The sequence below is a fragment of the Rhodoferax sp. GW822-FHT02A01 genome, assembly GCF_038784515.1.
Taxonomy (GTDB): domain Bacteria; phylum Pseudomonadota; class Gammaproteobacteria; order Burkholderiales; family Burkholderiaceae_C; genus Allorhodoferax.
Genome location: NZ_CP152376.1, coordinates 5,234,458 through 5,252,752 on the forward strand (window position 1 = coordinate 5,234,458; position 18,295 = coordinate 5,252,752).

Annotated in this window: 9 protein-coding genes; 7 read left to right on the forward strand and 2 right to left on the reverse strand. The window is 52.7% G+C overall.

All coding sequences use genetic code 11. The features are described 5' to 3' along the window. Positions 1 to 29: 29 nt before the first annotated feature. Positions 30 to 1,334, reverse strand: coding sequence for an FAD-binding oxidoreductase (locus AAGF34_RS24765; protein WP_342618379.1), 1,305 nt, complete (start codon positions 1,332 to 1,334; stop codon positions 30 to 32). Positions 1,335 to 1,689: 355 nt separating this feature from the next. Here AAGF34_RS24765 and AAGF34_RS24770 point away from each other — a divergent pair, with 355 nt between their 5' ends. From AAGF34_RS24770 to AAGF34_RS24785, 4 genes are all read left to right on the forward strand, one after another. After that, the gene (locus AAGF34_RS24770; protein WP_342618380.1) at positions 1,690 to 2,964 is read left to right on the forward strand and encodes a tyrosine-type recombinase/integrase; all 1,275 of its coding nucleotides are present in this window, start codon (positions 1,690 to 1,692) and stop codon (positions 2,962 to 2,964) included. 643 nt (positions 2,965 to 3,607) lie between these two features. Beyond that, complete coding sequence (locus tag AAGF34_RS24775; RefSeq protein WP_342618381.1) at positions 3,608 to 4,180, forward strand: hypothetical protein; 573 nt, start codon at positions 3,608 to 3,610, stop codon at positions 4,178 to 4,180. A gap of 63 nt (positions 4,181 to 4,243) precedes the next feature. Then, entirely contained in the window at positions 4,244 to 4,378 is a 135-nt protein-coding gene (locus AAGF34_RS24780; RefSeq protein ID WP_342618382.1) for a transposase, read from the forward strand. Positions 4,379 to 4,837: 459 nt separating this feature from the next. Continuing rightward, complete coding sequence (locus AAGF34_RS24785) at positions 4,838 to 5,461, forward strand: class I SAM-dependent methyltransferase (RefSeq protein WP_342618383.1); 624 nt, start codon at positions 4,838 to 4,840, stop codon at positions 5,459 to 5,461. A 218-nt stretch (positions 5,462 to 5,679) separates the two neighbouring features. On the opposite strand, the gene AAGF34_RS24790 is transcribed toward AAGF34_RS24785, so the two are convergent. Next, positions 5,680 to 6,909, reverse strand: a complete 1,230-nt coding sequence (locus AAGF34_RS24790) for a glycosyltransferase family 4 protein (RefSeq protein ID WP_342618384.1) — start codon at positions 6,907 to 6,909, stop codon at positions 5,680 to 5,682. A gap of 491 nt (positions 6,910 to 7,400) precedes the next feature. On the opposite strand from AAGF34_RS24790, the gene AAGF34_RS24795 reads away from it, so the two are divergent. From AAGF34_RS24795 to AAGF34_RS24805, 3 genes are all read left to right on the forward strand, one after another. Continuing rightward, the gene (locus tag AAGF34_RS24795) at positions 7,401 to 7,679 is read left to right on the forward strand and encodes a hypothetical protein (RefSeq protein ID WP_342618385.1); all 279 of its coding nucleotides are present in this window, start codon (positions 7,401 to 7,403) and stop codon (positions 7,677 to 7,679) included. 107 nt (positions 7,680 to 7,786) lie between these two features. Next, complete coding sequence (locus AAGF34_RS24800; protein ID WP_342618386.1) at positions 7,787 to 8,302, forward strand: hypothetical protein; 516 nt, start codon at positions 7,787 to 7,789, stop codon at positions 8,300 to 8,302. Positions 8,303 to 8,329: 27 nt separating this feature from the next. After that, on the forward strand, positions 8,330 to 18,241 hold the full coding sequence (locus AAGF34_RS24805) for a calcium-binding protein (protein ID WP_342618387.1): 9,912 nt from the start codon (positions 8,330 to 8,332) through the stop codon (positions 18,239 to 18,241). Positions 18,242 to 18,295 lie beyond the last annotated feature (54 nt).

The window sequence follows — 18,295 nt, forward strand, 5'->3', positions numbered from 1 at the left end:
GCATTGTTGCCCGCATCCGTTTGGGTGTGCTAACCGGATAGCTTGTCGAGCAAGCTATACCAGGCCACACCCGCTGCGACATAGGCGCGCTGCAGTCCGTGTAGAGGAATGGGCCGTAGCGGCGTCACGGGAATCCCCCCTTCGGTTCCTCGTGTCCCGTTCAGCATGTCGGCCACCTGTCGACCCATCAAGGTTGCAAGTGCGATACCACGCCCGTTGTAGCCCAGTGCCATGGTGATGCCGGTGGCCGGCTGATGCATGTGGGGCATGAAGTCACGGGTGATCGCCACGCGCCCCGACCAGCGGTACTGGTAACGCACTGGGCCAAGCTGCGGGAATGTCAAAGCCACGGCGCGCTCCAGGTGCCGGAAATCAACGCTGCTTTCGGGGTCCCGGAAGTGACCGCGGCCCCCCATGAGCAGACGGCCTTGTGCGTCCTTGCGAAAGTACAGCAGCAGGCGTTGAGAGGTGGACGCAGTCTCACCACCCGGCAGGAACAAATCCCCTTTCACACCCAAGGGCTCGGTGGCCACGATGAAACTGTTGGCAGCGAGCACGGTCTTTGCCAGCCCTGGCCAGAGCCCATCGGTATAGCCGTTGGTGGCAAGCACGACCTGGGCCGCTGTAACCGTGGCGCCGCCAGCCGTGGTCGCGGTCCACTGTGCGCCTCGGCGGACCAGGTTGGTGACGGGCGATCGACCATGGACCTGTACCTTCAGATTCAGGGCTGCACGCGTCAGCCCCCGCGCATAGGACAGCGGCTGTATGCTGCCGGCCCTGCCATCCAGCCAGCCACCCGCGAATGCGCTGCTGCCCACCCGTTGGGCCAGCATGGTCCTGTCCAGCATTTCCACGCGCGCGCCGCGTCGCTCCCACTGGCGCGCGCGGGCGTGCATGCTGGCGACTGCCTTCTCGGTATAGCCCATCTGCAGCCACCCGGCGCGCACAGGCTGGCAATCGATGGCATGGCGTGCAATGAGACCAAACACCAGGTCGGCCGATCCGGAGACAGCCTCGATGAGCTTTTCGGAGTGCTCAGCACCGTATATGCGCGTGAGCTCGTCGGGGTCGTGCTTGAGCGTAGGGTTGACCTGGCCGCCGTTGCGCCCTGATGCGCCCCAGCCTGGTTCGTGCGCATCCAGCACGCAGACACTGGCACCGCGCTCGGCCAGGTGCAGTGCCGCAGAGAGGCCGGTGTAGCCCGCACCCACGATCAGCACCTCCACAGAGATCGATTCCTGCAACGCCGGAGTCGGGGGTGCCGGTATGGCCGTGTCCGACCAGAGCGATTGCGCCGTGGGATGCGAAAGGATGTTGCGTACGGAACCTGTCATAAAAAAACCTTGTGTTGTTTCCCAGGGCTCTGAACCAGTGCAAAGTTCATTCCAGTACATAAGCCCATCGGCAGTCGCATTCCGATGTACTGCACATCCTGACTATCGTAGCGGTAGCGTGATATCGGGCCGACAAAGAAAAAAGCCATCAATCTTGCGACTGATGGCTTTTCAATTTTGGCGGAGTGGACGTCCGCTCAAAGGGAATCCAAAGGAATCCTACGAAGTCCTGAATTCCCCTCTGTACGAGGGAGAAATGCCTTTTCGTTGTCCAACGCAGTCCTATTCAATTTAACCAAATCCGACTACACTTTGATAGTCAATTTGATAGTCAAAAAGAAGGATTCTAGAACCCATGGCACGGCAACTCGCCAAGCTCACAGCGCTTCAGGTCGCGAAGTTGACCAAGCCCGGACTGTACGGAGATGGAGGAGGACTTACCCTTCAAATCACCCGCGCTGGTTCCAAGAGCTGGCTCTTTCGTTACATGCGTGATGGAAAGGCCCATGGCATGGGGCTGGGGCCAACCCACACGGTAACGCTTGCCGAGGCCCGCGTAAAGGCGCTCGAAGCACGCAAACTCCTGGTTGATGGTCAAAACCCTCTGGTAGTCAAAAACCAGCAAAAAACCGCCGCCGCCCTTGAGCGCGCCAGGATGATGACATTTGACCAATGCGCCAAAGCCTACATTGATGCCCATAAGGCAAGCTGGAAGAATGAAAAGCACCGCGACCAGTGGACCAACACTCTGACCGCCTATGCAAGTCCGGTCTTTGGCAAGTTGCCGGTGGCAGAGGTGGACACAGCACTGATTGTCAAATGCCTGTCTCCCATTTGGGAGGCAAAGGCAGAGACAGCAACCCGGCTCCGTGGTCGCATTGAATCGGTACTCGGGTGGGCTACAACAAGCGGCTACCGCTCCGGCGAGAATCCGGCACGATGGAAAGGACACCTGGAGAACCTGCTGGCCAGCATCAGCAAGACCACCAGAGTCAAGAACCATCCTTCCCTTCCATGGCCGCGCATTGGTGAATTCATGAGCGCCATTAAGAAGCGCGAAGGTGTTGCCGCCCGAGCCGTGGAATTCTGCATCCTGACTGCCTGCCGCTCTGGGGAAGTTCGCGGCGCTCGGTGGAGCGAGTTTGATTTTGAGAACAATGTCTGGACCATACCTGCTGAGCGCATGAAGGCACGCAGAGAACATCAGGTACCTCTCTCAGATGCAGCACTTGCCGTACTGAAAACCGTGCGTTCAGCAGGCACAGCAAATGAAAACAGCATCGTTGATGCCGAGGGCAAAGGATTTGTCTTTGCTGGCACCAAGAAGCAAGAGCTTTCAGACATGTCGTTGACAGCAGTCCTGCGGCGCATGAACAGTGATGAAGAAAAGTCCATTTGGGTGGACGCCAATGGCGAGGGAATCACAGTGCATGGATTTCGCTCTACTTTCAGGATGTGGGCTGCGGAAAAGACGGCCTATCCAAGGGAGGTTGCTGAACATGCCCTAGCCCACCAATTGCCAGATGCGGTAGAGCGAGCCTATCAACGTGGTACGCAGTTTGACAAGCGAAAAGCGCTAATGAGTGATTGGGGTATCTTTTGTGGCAAGGTCATGAAAAAAACATCCTGAAATACCTATTTAGCACGCGCTTAGAAACACGCCTTTTGTTTTGCACTTCAACTTAGCATAACCCCTCACCCAGACAAGCGCTGGGTGAGGGGTTACGTTTATGGGATATCCGGATTATCGGTGGATAGTGAACACTAACAAAGTTGGTTCCTTATTTTCACTCTCGGAATTTTCCGGTGGATGGTCATCACTTTACCGAGGGCGGGAATGTCTCTTATTAGCGGCTTGTTGACATTCCGAATGTCGGCAATCGGGTCGCCCAATTTAACTCCAAACTGAAGCTGTTCGTGGTATTCGGCATGGTGCCCATGGCGGCCATAGACAGCAGCACAATAGGCGCCAGAAAGCAATGGGATGAACGCCCCCACCTTAGGCGGCACCGGTATGTGCCAAAGTGGAGTTGCGTATCTACCCCTTCAGCAAACAGGAGCAACCATCATGAAAGTCACTACTGTAGGTATGTGAAATCACCCGAATGGGGGATGGTCTCTGCTGTCAACCGGTGCCAAGATTGCCGCAATTGCTGACATTCAGTGCCCCAAAGAAATAAGGTATGTTCAAGCGACGCCGGGCCGGGGAAAATTGAGCTGTGAGAGCCGGTCTGATAGCTGTAAAATATAAATAATCAATTCATACAATTTCTATGAAACGCTTGCTTCTTCTTTTGATTCTGTCGACTCTCCCGGCAATTGGAATTGCTCAATTGAGGAACAAGGACACAAAGCCAATAAATATACCTGAGTATTTTTTGGGAACATTCGAAGATAATGTTCCCAAGCTGGTTGGAGGAACCCAGCCGGAAATAATATTCACTGTTACATGCACGACCGTGAAGGGATGCGGAGTTGGTTTCGGTGCTGATGGAACAGACTGGTACGACAAGATTTCCCCTCCAGAGTCACTTCAAGCTGCCAAATCAGCACTGCAATATGCAAAAGCTCACAAAGCGATTGCATCGACTTCACCAATGGCCTGGGAAGCCAAGAACCTAAAGCCATTGCTTGACTCAGAAGCAGATATCGAGTCATGCATCAATTTAGGGGGCGGGGGACATGGCATGCCTGACCTGCCTGAGGGAGCGCCTGGATATATGGCTCTGTGCAAACTCACAAAGAATCCCTGGCCAAAACAGTCAGTACTTGTTCTTGGCATGAACATGTCAAATTGTGGCGAGCTTTTTTGCGGGTATGAAATCTTTGTGGCATTTAGGAAATAGTGAATCCCCGTCCAAAATCTGAGTCAGCCGGGAGTAGAGAATTCCACCAAATGGAGTCTCTACATGAAGAAAACCAGATTCAGTGAAAGCCAGATCGTTGCCATCCTCAAAGAGGTTGAACTGGGCGCCAAAGTCGGCGAGACGTGCAGGAAGCACGGTGTGAGTGAGTCGGCCTATTACAAATGGAAAAGCCAGTAGTCGGGCATGACGGTTTCGCACCTGTCTCAGCTGCGCGAACTGCAAGTCGAGAACACCCGGCTTAAGCGCATGTACGCCGAGCTGGCCTTGATGCATGGCGCCTTAAAGGATGTTGTTGACTGAAAGCTCTGACCCTGGAGCGTCGCGAGATGGTCGTGCAATTTCGGATGACCGAGCACGGCAAGAGCCAGCGCCGAGCCTGCAGCGCCAGCGGCATTGCCCGCTCGACACTGCGTTATTAGCCCGTACCACGCGACGACTCTGGGGTGACCGAGGACTAGCTGAACAGATGCAACCACCACCGGCCTCACGAATCGCTGGGGCGTATCCCACCGGTCGAGTCCCGTGTTAAACAATTTCCAAACCTCTACTTATGGCTGGATCAGGAATTCGAGGAGGCTTCACAGCATGAAAGATGCCGCTGTATCTGGCGTACATTGACGGAGTTCCGGAGAAATCATGACAATCCAAACCTTTTTACATGTCGGCTGCGGAGCCAAGCACAAAGACAGAACAACACGCGAGTTCAGTACCGAACGCTGGACGGAAGTGCGCCTGGATATTGACCCACAAGCACAGCCCGACTTTGTGGGTACCATGTTGGACATGTCTGACGTGGCCGATGCGAGCATGGACGCCGTGTTTTCCAGCCACAATATTGAACACCTCTACGTGCACGAGTTGCCACAAGCTTTCGCAGAATTTCTCAGGGTACTTAAACCAAACGGGTATCTAGTGGTCACTTGTCCGGACCTGAAGTCGGTTTGCCAACTCGTGGTCCAAGATCAGCTAACCGATGCGGTTTACCAATCACCCTCTGGCCCCATTGCACCCATCGATATCCTGTATGGCTACCGCCCATCACTGGCACACGGCAATCTTTACATGGCGCACCGCAGCGGCTTCACCCTCAAGACTTTGATCGCTTCCTTGCGACGCAACGGCTTTGCCAGCGTTGGAGCTATCGAGCGTGGCCGTGCGCCTCACTTTGACCTTTGGGCTATCGCCACAAAATCCTTGCAAACCAACGAGGAGGTCAAGGCTTTAGCGGAACTGCACTTTCCGGGCGCAGTACAGGCTTGAAGCTTTGGCCACCCAGTAAAGGTGGCAGCTTCCTCTGTGCCAAAGTGGTAGCAATCTGTTGACTTTGCGTGTATCGCAATATGCTGGTTCTCTATGGCTGCTGCTCTGGTGCAGCTGTACGACGTACCGCGGCGTACGCTCAAGGGTGGTGGTGCCCGTTGGAAGAACGCAAACAGGCTTCTGCAAACGCTGGCGTCACCAAAAAGCTACAAAATGACTCACACCCTGTTGTGCAGAGCGCCATGAAGCATCTTCAATTGCGCTGGCAAACATATGTTTGCCAAGTCATACCCTCGCACAATGCTTTGTCGGGCGGCAACCCGCATGGCGTCATAGGCACGGGGATCCTGCAACACTTCGATGGTGCGCTTGGCAATGGTGTCGGGTGAAAACATATCCACCAGGAAACCGTTTACTCCGTCGCGGATCACCTCCTGAACGGGCGCCGTATTGGAGCCCACGACTACACACCCGGCCGCCATGGCTTCCAGCATGGACCAGGACAGCACAAAAGGATAGGTCAAATAAATGTGCACCCGTGATACCTGCAGAACTTTCAGGTACATTGAATATGGCACCTTGCCGAGAAAGTGCACACGCTTGAGGTCCAAAGCGGACCCCAGTTCTGCCAACATCTGTTCACGGAAAGATTTGCCATGGGCAAGAGGTGGCCCATAGCTCGTGGCGTCACCCCCGACAATTAGTGCCTGGGCATTCGGGCGACTTGCCAGAATGGCCGGCAGGCTACGCATGAAGTTGGGAAAACCCCTGTAAGGCTCCAGATTGCGGGCCACGTAGGTGATCACCTCATCTCCTGCCGCCAATTCCACTTCGCCACCGGGAATCTTGAGTCGCGCTTGCAGATCGGGCGTCACCAGTTGCGTGTCTATCCCTTCATGCACCACATGCAGTTTGGGTTGGTACACCGTTGGATAGAGGGACTTTTGCCACTGAGTGGGGCATTGGCCGAGGTCAACCGCATCCAGCGCCAACAGGTTCCCCAGGTTTTTGGTTCGGATGCGTGGACCGGTATCGAAAATCTGAACCGATCCTGGCTCGAACCCGACATCGGCACCGTGCAGACGATAGAAGAACTCGAAGTAGCCAATCAGCGGAGTGTCAGGAAATACATCTTTCAAGTACCAAAGTTCGCCCCAGCCGTTGTGTCCGAGCATGACATCCGGTACAAAGCCCGATTGCTTCAAGTCCAGTGCGACACGCGCCACATTTTGCGCATTTAGCACGCCCGCCTCTGTATCGCGCAAATAGTGATGCACCCCCTTGGTCACTGCACGCTGCGGTTTGTAGACGATGTTTTTGACACCCGGCAACAACGCATCTTTGCGTTGGGTGATGAAAACCACTTGGTGTTGTCCGCTGGCTCCAAGGTGGCGCGCAAGGTGCAAGTACTGTCCCGGGAAGTTTTGGTGCACGAAGAGGATTTTCATAAGCGCTGCACTCTACCGCATGGTGTTTCCAATGGGCGCTTCTTGGTACAAAGTCCTCAGATTCACCCGAATGGGGGATACCCGAGTTCCTTACAATCGGCTTAAATGGCCCAAAACATTATTGGCAAAAGCTGATCAAGATGTCCCAAGATCGCCCGCCACCCTACAAGGAAGGTCTTACATGCTGTCACGAAGAGAATTCAGTTCCCCTGAATGTTTAGAACCAGTTCTATCCTGGTTCCTTTCCATGTAAAGCACCGAGTTGCGCTCATGTCGCAGCGTCCAATGAGGTGGGTGCGTAAGAGCTTGCCAGGCACGCACAAACATTTGCCCGCCGCAAGTTACCCAACGCGCCACGCCATAACTATGCCGTCGCTTCCCCAGAAGGTCGTGCTGTTCTCAGAATTTATCCACGACAACCTGCTGACGCCAATCCCCATGCTACCTTCAATCAAGATGTATAGGCCTGCAAGATCGCCGGGAACAACGGCATGATTGAAAGCCAGCCTGAGGGTTACCAGAACGATATCAAGCTTTGGGAAGCCGCTCTAGCGGGTGGACAGAAGCGGCGACTGGCGAGTGTGCAAGTCTTGACCAAGCTATCCAAAATATTGATCTTTTACGAAGCCACCGACAATCTGTCCAAGCGGACGGAGGATCATTTCGCGCATTCGATTGAGCAACGCATGGGCAATATGACTGCGCCGTGTATTACGCGTGCGTCGCCGAAGAAGTTGCTGCTCGATGCTGTGGTTAGGATTGGCTTGTGAATACTGAGCATTGCAGCAAAGCACGAAAAAGCATAAACATCGACAAAAGACTTGCGAATGCACCCATAAGCAGTAACTTTTTCTGCAAATAACCCTAAGGAAAATAGATGAACTTCAGCAAAACGCTCTTTCGATTCATTCTTCAAGTGCCCATCTTTTTTGCGATCGGTTCGTCGCTTACGGGGTGTGCATCTGAGCGGGATCTAGTCAGATATTCTTTCGGATTTGATCTCCGATATGACAATCAGCATGCCGTAATTCTGGATTATTGGTATGGGAAGTCGAGAGCTGACTGGTGGATTCAAGCTTCCGAAGATACGGTCAAAAAAGGTAAACCCATCTACTTTGAAGGTGTCACCGAACCAATGCTTCCCGGTGGCTTGCTGTATGTCAAATGGCGAGATACTGACACCAAAAAAGTCTATGAGGATACTGTCGATCTAAGCCCGCGTTTACCCAAAAATATTGAGGACCACGAGATCTATTTGATGATCAAGGGCTCTCAGCTATATGTGTATTTGGTATCCCCTGAGAGCCGTCCGACGAATATGCCAAGTAATGGTCCGCACATATATCGCTCACAAATAGTCACAACGATATATCCAGATCAGTCCAAACATTAATTTATCAGCCTTGTTGAAGACGCCATCATGACTATCCAAATACAGTTGACACCTGAGCAAACGAAATCTATTACTGCATCGGATACGCTAGCTGAGGAGCAAATTGCCGCTGCAGCAAAGGCCACATTGTCACCAGACCAGTTTGTCTTCTTTGCTGCCTTTGACGGTACCAATAATGATGCGAATAATAAAGGCAATGCAACCCCCACCAATGTGGACGCACTGTGGCGACAATATAAAGATAGTGTTTTAACCCCTGGGGCAAATTTTGGGGGGAAATATTATGCCGGGCTGGGCACCAAAGGCACATTAACCGGATCGTCTTGGAATCCCACGCAGGTCACGGCACAAGCCAACATAACCGCTAACAATGCATACAAGGATTTTTGTAAGCAAGCGATTGAATGGCTGGATTTAGATCGTACTCATCATCAGACCAGCTCAATAACTGCAGCGCTGACTTCGTTCAGCCGAGGTGATGCAGCGGCAGCAATATTCAGCCAATTGCTATACGAAAATGGCTTAGTTGACACAGACGGAACGGTATTGATCGCGCCGGGGCAGATTGCTATTTCTGCTGGCGTGATATTTGATCCGGTAACAACAGGCTATAGCGGAAACTTAGCCTTTGCACCTAACGCAACAAATATCGTTGATGTGCGTGCGATGAATGAATACCGATACTCATTCGAGACGACCGGCTACGACGCTCAGTCAAGCAGCGTTACGACGATCAACATGATCGGAAATCACGCTGATATAGGTGGCAGTTACGATCATGGAATTGCGGCGTTAGCGCTGCAGGGTGCCACTGCATTCTTCATTAATTCAGGGATAAAAGACTTTGGCGCAGTGCAACCAGACCGAGTATTTAAGTCTGAAGAAGTTGTTGTTCATTCTGAAGGTGACATCCTGATTTTTCCTACTTATCAGAGCTTCACCGATAGCCCAGCCGATCTAGATCCGGCCAATCGCCACAACAACGATGGCCAACTGGTCGCGCCGGCGACTGAGCAAGTCATTAATGGATCCACTGTCAAAGTGATGACTCTATTCAATGGGGATGTACTGAAAATAAGCACTCCAGGAGGAACTGGAACAGAGCGCGTTGAAGTAGATTCACAGGTTCGGAATCCCAATGCTCCAAACAGCTATTTAACTGTTAAAACAATCACCAACTACACGGGATTGAGTGGCAGCGGGTCGGGAGCTGTAATTACAGACAAGGTCATCGATACGCCAGATCATTACTTTGGTATCGAAAGTATCGCAGCTACTATTTATACCAAAAATTCAGACATTCACGAGATTGATATCGCGCTGCATGACCCTACCACTACACTGAGCGTGCAAGGTGACAGTGGTGTTGATATAAGTACCGATACCATCAACGTCAAGATTTTGGGTACTTCAAATGACGATCCTCTCACGTTAAGCGGCGCCACAACGGCAACGGGTAATTTCACGTGGGAAGATGGTAATAATGAAAAGTATTCATTTGCACCTACGAAATCTGGCTCTTCTGCCGGTTCGGTTGGCGCACTGACTATCACTGGCGGTTTACTGGATTCCCATCAAATTGTTATTAGCGACTTCGATTTGAATGCTGCCCAGACTTCGGCGGGCTACCTTGGGATCAAGCTTGGCAAAGAAAAACTAGCCGTCGAAAGCGGTACGAGTCGGATCGCTAATCCCTTTGTTACGGGCAACTACTCGCCCTCTGACGTCTCGCAGGCGGTATCGGGTGCATTACAGACTATCACCATTTTTGCATCGGCAATTTCTGACAAGGCGCAAAGTTTTGTCCTCAACGTCGCCTCGGCTTCTGCCGATTTCCTGGGTATCAACAAGGGAGACGGCTACATTCCATTTTCCGATGGCCCCATCACCCTTACCATTCCGGCAGGGCAAGACAGCGTCAGTGTGGCGTTGGTAAACACCAGCGACGGTACCAAGCCGATTGATGCGCAGTTGAAGGCGACTTTGGCCGGATCGGATGCTTCCAGCGCGAGTAACGTGCTGGACATCACATTCGCGGGCAGCGGTACAGCTAGTACACAGCCCAGTACTTCAAACAATACCATCAATGGCGACCTCAATCCCAAGCAGTTTGTCGATGAGCAGGGCAACACCTATTACAAGTACGACGTACTGGGCAACATCATCACTGATGGCAGCGCGGCACCCGGCCGAGCAGACCAACTCAAGGGCAGCACGGGTAATGACCTAATTAAAGCAGGCGAAGGAAACAACAGCATCGATGTGACCCAAGGTGGCAATGACACCGTCACTGCTGGAACGGGCGATGACACCATCTCTGCAGGAGCAGGCAATGACTCTATAGATGCTGGGGATGGGCACAACCTGATCAATGCCAACGCAGGCGGCCAAGGCGGTAACGACACGATCGTGGGCGGGATAGGCAACGACTCCATCACAGCAGGAAACGGTAACAATGTCATCAGCGGTCATGGTGGGCAGGACATCATCTGGGTGGGCAACGGAGACAACCATGTTTTTGGCAAAGAGGCGCTTGATCTGGATACGGCGCTGGCAGGCGATGCCAGCGGCCCAGCCACGGGAGACAAAGGCTCGCTTATCGCGGTCGGCAATGGCGACAACACCGTGGTTGGCGGTACCGGTAATGACTTTATTACAGCCGGTAGCGGTAACAATTTGATCATTTTGGGTGCGGGGAACGATACCTTCCTCGGCGGTTCAACCGTTGCGAGTCTTCCGTCTGCAGACTGGACTGTCGTTGTTCAAGACCATCAGATAGTAATTACTGGGGCCGATGTCACTGCCGCAAACGCCTACGCTGTTCCTGCTGGTTGGGATGACCAGCAATACGCGAAGGATGTAAATGGAGTTGCCTTCGGCACTGGAAACGACATCATATTTGCAGGCTCTGGAAATAGTTTTATCAAAACCAGCAATGGCAACAACTATGTCGATGCCGGTTTAGGTAACACCCGGGTCGAGGCCGGTGGCGGTAACGACACTATTTTTGGTGGTGACGGCAACGGTGTGCTGCTGGCCGGTGGCGGTGATGACTATATTGATGCAGAGGGCGGTAACCACTACATCACGGGTGGTCAAGGAGATAACACCATCTATGGGGGTTATGGAAACGATACCATTTTTGCCGGTGAGGACGGCAATAACTGGTACAACATCCAAAATGGCAATAACTATGTAGATGGCGGAGCAGGCAACAGTCTCATTTTCGGTTCGGGCGGAAATGACACACTGATCGCGGGCGATGGTGACAGCACAGTTTCTGGCGGCCTGGGCAAGGAGTACATCGAAGGCGGAGACGGCAACTCGATACTCTACAGCAACAGCCAGGGTGATGGCAGGGGCAATGCCACCTTGGTCGCCGGCGACGGCAACACCACGATGTACGGGGGTCATGGCCAGGACGTTATTTACGGGGGTGATGGCATTGACGTCATCCATGGTGGCGATGGCACCCAAGAAATTCACTCCGGCGATGGTGGAACCGCAGAGTCAGCAACGACCATTACCGTGGGCGCCGGGAACACCACGGTCTATGGAGGTGATGGTTATCTCAAGGTAACCGGCGGCAGCGGCAACGACACTTTGATCGCTGGCGATGGAGACACCACACTGACGGGCGGTAGCGGTACCGAAATCATGCACGCCGGCGCTGGGGATGACCTGCTGACAGCGGGATCCGGCAGTGACACCTTGTTTGGAGGCCAGGGCAATGCGACCCTGCAAGGTGGCTCCGGTCAGACAACCTTCCACATTGACGCGGATGTGGGGGATGTGCTGATTGCGCCATCCAAGCCTTCCAATATCCTGGAGTTTGGCGCTGGTATCTCGGTCGCGGATCTTGTAGTGACTGGCACTCTGGACTCCGATGGCAATGCGGTCCTGGAAATTGACCTACCCGATGGCGGCACGGTTGCCATCCAAGGTGGAATGGGTGGCACGTTGCAGCACTTCAGCTTTACCGACAGTGGGCAGACCTACGGGTTCAAGGATTTTCTGAAAGCTACCAATTCTTTTTCTAGCGACACCGCCGGTCCGGATGGGGACTTGATCTTCAGCGCAACCGATGGCGACTTACTCGTTGGTACGGACGCGGGCAACGACACTTTGGTGTCCTATGGTGCAGATAGCACGTTGGTGGGCGGTGCAGGCAATGAAACCTTTGTTGTGCACGATAGCAGTGATGTAGTGCAGGCCCAAGCAGGTGGCATGAACACCATTCAGACCTCGGTGAGCTACACCGCTGCTGCCAACGTGCAAAACTTGGTGGGTACTGGCACCGACAATCTGGTTCTGGCAGCTACGGACGGGTTTGACCAGACGATCACGGCCAATGCCGGCAACGACACTCTGATAGGTGCAATGGGCAACGACACTCTGATAGGTGGCGCGGGCCTAGACACGTTCGTGTTGGGGACCAACACGGGCGCGGCAACGGCAGTGCAAAACGCCGGGGTGGGTGGTATTGTGCAACTGGCACCCGGCTTGCGTTTGGATCAGTTGTCCGCGACGCGGCTAGACGATGACTTGCTATTACGGGTAAATGGTTCGGCAAGTAGCATGCGTTTGCAGGACTACTTCACGTCTGCCCAGCCTTGGACGATAGAAGACAGCGCGGGAAGTCTTGCAACACCTTTGGAGGTGCTGAGCATCACGAATGAAGATTTCGCAACCCAAGCTTCGCAGCGCTGGAATGCATTTTATGCCCAAACAGTCCAAACAATCAGGCAAGACTATTTACAGGCCGGATGGACTTTGCAGTCTGATGGCTCTTATTCAAGACAAATTCTTCCCTATCAGTTCAACGGTGAAGCCTCTGTCTATTCAACTACTACCTCTACCACGCTCGTTCCCTATGATGCGAACGGGTTGAATACTCAGTTGGCAACAACATCTCTGCAAACGAGCAATGGCTCGACTTACTATTCATTCACCAAACCGGTTTGGACAGCACAATCTGAATCTGTGCAGGAGGTCATCACACAAACCGACGACTCGATGGTCACCGCCGCGCAGGCAGAAACCAGCGTCACGCAAAGTGCTGCGGCCATGAATGTGACCTGGACACCTTACAACGGTTACACCAACACCGATAGCTGGATTTCGTACTACGGATTTTGGACCAACAGCAACGGAAAAAATTTCCTATTAACGATACAAAACACGAAGGTCACAACGGTGACTGACGGTTTTGGAACTGTGACAGGAATTGTGTCGGTACAGGACCCCAGCAACGTTTCGCAGCAAGGTGCTTCCAATGGTTTGCCGGATACTGTTCAAGGGGTGGTGCAGTACCAAAACGAAATTGACCCCATCCAGGAAATCCAGCTGACCTCTGGAGACCAGACGGTTTCCGCCAACAGCAATACGATGGTTGTCGGCGGCACTGGAAACAGCACGATTTACGGCGCCGGCTTGGCAATGGTCAGCCAAGGTAACAATGACATCCGAAATGCAACTATTGCCTATGGGGGTGCGGGTAACGACACCATGGTGGGCGGCGAAGTCCTCGTTGGTGGTTCTGGAAATGAACTCATGATTGGTGGCACTACCATGGTCGCTGGGACTGGCAATGACCAGATTTATGCAGGCACTGGTGATGCTACTATCAAAATCGATGCGACCTGTGCAGGCGTAGATTTACTCGGTGGCGCTGGAAACTCAACGGCGTTCCTGAATGCCTTTTATGCTGAACAAGGAATAGACAATTGGAAGAATCGGTACATCTACCCCGATATGTACAGCCTCGTTGAGAGTGGCATTTGGACCCGTGAGCAACTGCTGCAAGAACTGAAGCATTGGAATCATGGCAACCCAGCATCAATTGAGAGCGTGCTTGCAAACGGCGACGCCAAATACCTGGCTCCCCTTCCAGTGTTGGCACAAATGCCTGGTATGGATATCCAGGCCGGCGCTTTGTATTCCACACTCGGTACGCCTGTCATTCAGTTCGCAGCAAATGACTTCGAAGCATTGGCTCCTTACTTAAGTTCCTTGCCGACGCATCGGGTGGTTTTTGGTGCCGGAATTTCGGCAGATCAAATCAGCCTTTCCTGGGGGACGGCCAATGCATCCATGTCTGGGATGCGAGGCGGGGAATCTTTGCACACAACGCTGAATATCTCCTGGGGCGGCAGCGGAATGGTGCAGGTCTTGATTCCTCATTTTGATGACCCTATTGGCTCGGGTATTACGGAATTCGATTTTGCTGATGGAAGTATTATCAGCTTGGCCGACTTGATTGCCAAGGCACCGCCTGCGCCAACGTTTGACCCTCAACTCCAGAGCTACGAATTTGAACCGGGGAATGGCGAGCAAGACCTGGACTACACCTTTAGGAAGGTGGACTTCAGCGGCCTCAGTGCCTCGCAGGTCGCCATTAGCCGCGACGGCTCCGATCTGATATTGAGTGCCGACGGCAGCGCGGACTTCGTATGTCTAACGGGCTGGTACGACAACCCTGCGGAGTACACCAAGTTTGTTGCAAGTTTTGCGGATGGTTCGCAGTGGGATGCCAGCTACCTGACTCAGCAAGGCCTGATTCAGGACGGTAGCTCGGGCAATCAAACTGTTTACGGTCTCTCAGGCTATGCCAATACCTTGATTGCGGGCTCCAACGATACTTTGGTTGGTGGAGATTCCAACAGTTTGAACACCTATGTCTTCAATTCCGGCTCTGGAGTGGTCCATATCCAGGACAGTACTGGGAACGGCACGATTGTTTTCGGGGCAGGCATTACGGCAGACCAGATCACCCTGGAATTGGGGTCGCTAGAGCTGCATGTGGGTAACCAAGGCGACACCATTCATATCGATAACTTCAACCCGCAAGATGCACTGGGAAGCAGTGGCGTTTCCACGTTTGAATTTGCTGATGGTAGTGCTCTGACGTTGGATCAACTATTGCAACGCGGATTCGACATTCACGGAACCAGTGGCGACGAAGTTCTGACCGGTACCAATGTGACCGATAGGATTTATGCCGGTACTGGGAATGACACACTCATAGGTGGAAAAGGAAATGATCTACTGATCGCTGGGTCTGGTGCGGATGTATTCCAGTTTTCTGCAGGCGACGGAAATGACACCATTGATGAGTCGGCCAAAGTGGGGGTGAACTCTAGGGTGGACTCCATTGTCTTTGACTCTAGTGTGAATGCCTCAAGTATTGCGTTCGACCACCAAGGCGATGATCTCGTAGTACGAGATGGAATTGTCGGCGATGCCATTACGGTTAAAAACCCAGAAGAAATTGGCAGTATTCGCTTTGCAAACGGGTCTCATGATGTCTACCAAGTAAACGGCACGAACAGTGCCACCATTACCCAGTACGACCAAAATGGCCAGGTACAGCTTGTGCTGCAGGAATCCTTTGATGGCCTGGGCAACATGACAACCATGAAATATGGCACCAGCGGAGATCTACTGGGGAGTATGCAGCAGTCCATAGACGCGCAAGGGGATACGCGCATTGTGAGCATGGATGTGAACGGCGTGGCTCTCAGTGACACTTGGACGAACGTCGATGGCTCTCATGGAGACGATACCTTTGATGCCGATGCTGGTTCCAGCGCGGGGAACACGTATCAATCAGATGGGAGCCATAGCAATTACATCGACGATGGCCAAGGAATTCGAACCACGTGGAACTATGGTTCGGACGGTTCTTATTTGGGTTACGTCACGAAACTCCAAGATGGGCCAGACGCCACGGAGACTACGAGCTACGATGCCGACAACAATCTTATCAGCGATGTCTATTTTTGGACAGGTGAGGATGGAGGCTATGAACGACGGGTGACTTTGTCCGATGGGACATATACAGGAACGTACTTCGACCCGCAAGGGACGTATGGATACTTCGGTGGAACAATTCTCTATACCTACACGGGTGATGATCAGGGTAACTATCGCGAGATTGACTACGATGCCAATGGCAACTTACTGGGAACCGGAGTTCGAACAACGGACGATCTAAGCAGTTTCAGTATTACAACGCTCTTCAACCCCGCTGGAATCAAAGTTTCTGACCATTCGATCAACTGGTCGGATTGGACGATCCGTTCTGACACGTTCAATGCAGACGGCTCCAGCAGCGGTCGGATCGACAATTCCGATGGTAGCTATTCCACCTACACCACAGATACCAATGGCAATGAGACCACGCTGAATTTTGATTACATTGGCAACAAGCTCAGCGACAGCTGGACGCAAGCCAACGGCACCAGTGGATCGGACACATTCAATGCAGATGGAACCAGCAGCGGCCAGATCAACAATTCCGATGGTAGCTATTCCACCTACACCACGGATACCAATGGCTATAAGACCACGGTGAATTTTGATGCTAACAACAATTTTCTCACCGAAGTCATTTTATGGACGAGTGAGGATGGAAGTTATAGCCGAGAGGTGGTTTTTCCCGATGGGACATTTACAGGAACGTACCTCGACCCGCAAGGGGCAGACGGGTACTTCAGTGGAGTAATTCAGTATAGCTACTCCGGTGATCCGAATAACTACCGTGAGAGTGACTACGATGCCAATGGCAATCTACTGGGAACCGCAATTCAAACATTGGACAATCTAAACAGTCGCAGTTTCACAACGCTCTTCGATCCCACTGGAACCAAGATTTCTGATAGTTGGTACAACGGGCCGGATGGGTCGAGGGGCACTGACACTTTCAATGCAGACGGCTCCAGCAGTGGTCGGATCGACAATTCCGACGGAAGCTACTCCACCTACACCATTGATGCCAATGGAAATAAGACCACGCTGAATTTTGATGTCATCGGCAACCAGCTCAGCGACAGTTGGACGAACGTCGATGGCTCTCATGGAGACGATACCTTTGATGCCGTCGCTGGTTCCAGCGCGGGGAACACGTATCAATTAGATGGGAGCCATAGCAATTACATCGATGATGGCCAAGGAAACCGGACCACGTGGAACTATGGTTCAGACGGTTCATACTTAGGCTACGTCTCGAAATTCGAAGACGGCTCAATCACTACGGATACTAAAAACTACGATGCAGATAATAATCTTGTAAGCGATGTCAATCTTTGGACAGGTGAGGACGGAAGCTATGAACGAAAGGTGACTTTGTCCGATGGGACATATACGGGTGCGTACGTCGTCGAACTTGGGGGCTATGCGTACTTCAGTGGAACAGTTCTCCATTCCTACGCCGGTGATGATCAGGGTAACTACCGCGAGAGTGACTACGATGCCAATGGCAACTTACTGGGATCTTTTATCCAAACGACGGACAATCTGAACAATCGCAGTTTCACAACACTCTTCAACCCCGCTGGAACCAAGATTTCTGATACTTGGTACGACGGGTCCGATTCGGAGAAATGGTCGAACGGCACTGACACTTTCAATGCAGATGGTTCGGTGCATGCTTATGTGCAATACATCTTGGCAGATGGATCCACACGCACCACCGACACGATCACGCTGGCAGATGGTTCTACACAGCAAACTTGGTCCAACTCGGATGGCAGTACTGGCGTAACCAACGTCAATGGCGTTACTGGGGAAGTTACCGGAAGCAATGCCACGGCAGGTGCTGGCTACAGCTACACCTTCGACAATACCCAAAATATCGGCGGCGTGAGTGGCGTCACCGAATCCCAGATAACTTATATCTACAGCGACGGATCGGCCTACTGGACAGACACGCTGAGGCAAACCAGCGGGGCTTATGAAGAGCTTTGGTACAAATCAGATGGCAGTGCTGGAGAGACCGATAGGGCTGTCGATGGCAGTGAGAACAATGTTGTCTATAGCGTGGACCAATTGGTGCAAGCCATGGCCAGCTTTGCACCGCAGGCGGCGGCCTATGCCGCGTTGGCCACCTCCGCTAATGACCCGACCATTCATTTACCACTGTTGGCCGCTTCACACTAAGAATGTGCAAACAAAGGGAGGCGATTGCCTCCCTTTGTAGACCAATGCGTTGGC

What these genes read in the sequence shown, in the direction of transcription:
- AAGF34_RS24790 (WP_342618384.1), bottom strand. Translation starts at nt 6,909, where the DNA reads ATGAAAATCCTCTTCGTGCACCAAAACTTCCCGGGACAGTACTTGCAC.
- AAGF34_RS24775 (WP_342618381.1), top strand. Translation starts at nt 3,608, where the DNA reads ATGAAACGCTTGCTTCTTCTTTTGATTCTGTCGACTCTCCCGGCAATT.
- AAGF34_RS24785 (WP_342618383.1), top strand. Translation starts at nt 4,838, where the DNA reads ATGACAATCCAAACCTTTTTACATGTCGGCTGCGGAGCCAAGCACAAA.
- AAGF34_RS24770 (WP_342618380.1), top strand. Translation starts at nt 1,690, where the DNA reads ATGGCACGGCAACTCGCCAAGCTCACAGCGCTTCAGGTCGCGAAGTTG.
- AAGF34_RS24805 (WP_342618387.1), top strand. Translation starts at nt 8,330, where the DNA reads ATGACTATCCAAATACAGTTGACACCTGAGCAAACGAAATCTATTACT.
- AAGF34_RS24765 (WP_342618379.1), bottom strand. Translation starts at nt 1,334, where the DNA reads ATGACAGGTTCCGTACGCAACATCCTTTCGCATCCCACGGCGCAATCG.
- AAGF34_RS24780 (WP_342618382.1), top strand. Translation starts at nt 4,244, where the DNA reads ATGAAGAAAACCAGATTCAGTGAAAGCCAGATCGTTGCCATCCTCAAA.
- AAGF34_RS24795 (WP_342618385.1), top strand. Translation starts at nt 7,401, where the DNA reads ATGATTGAAAGCCAGCCTGAGGGTTACCAGAACGATATCAAGCTTTGG.
- AAGF34_RS24800 (WP_342618386.1), top strand. Translation starts at nt 7,787, where the DNA reads ATGAACTTCAGCAAAACGCTCTTTCGATTCATTCTTCAAGTGCCCATC.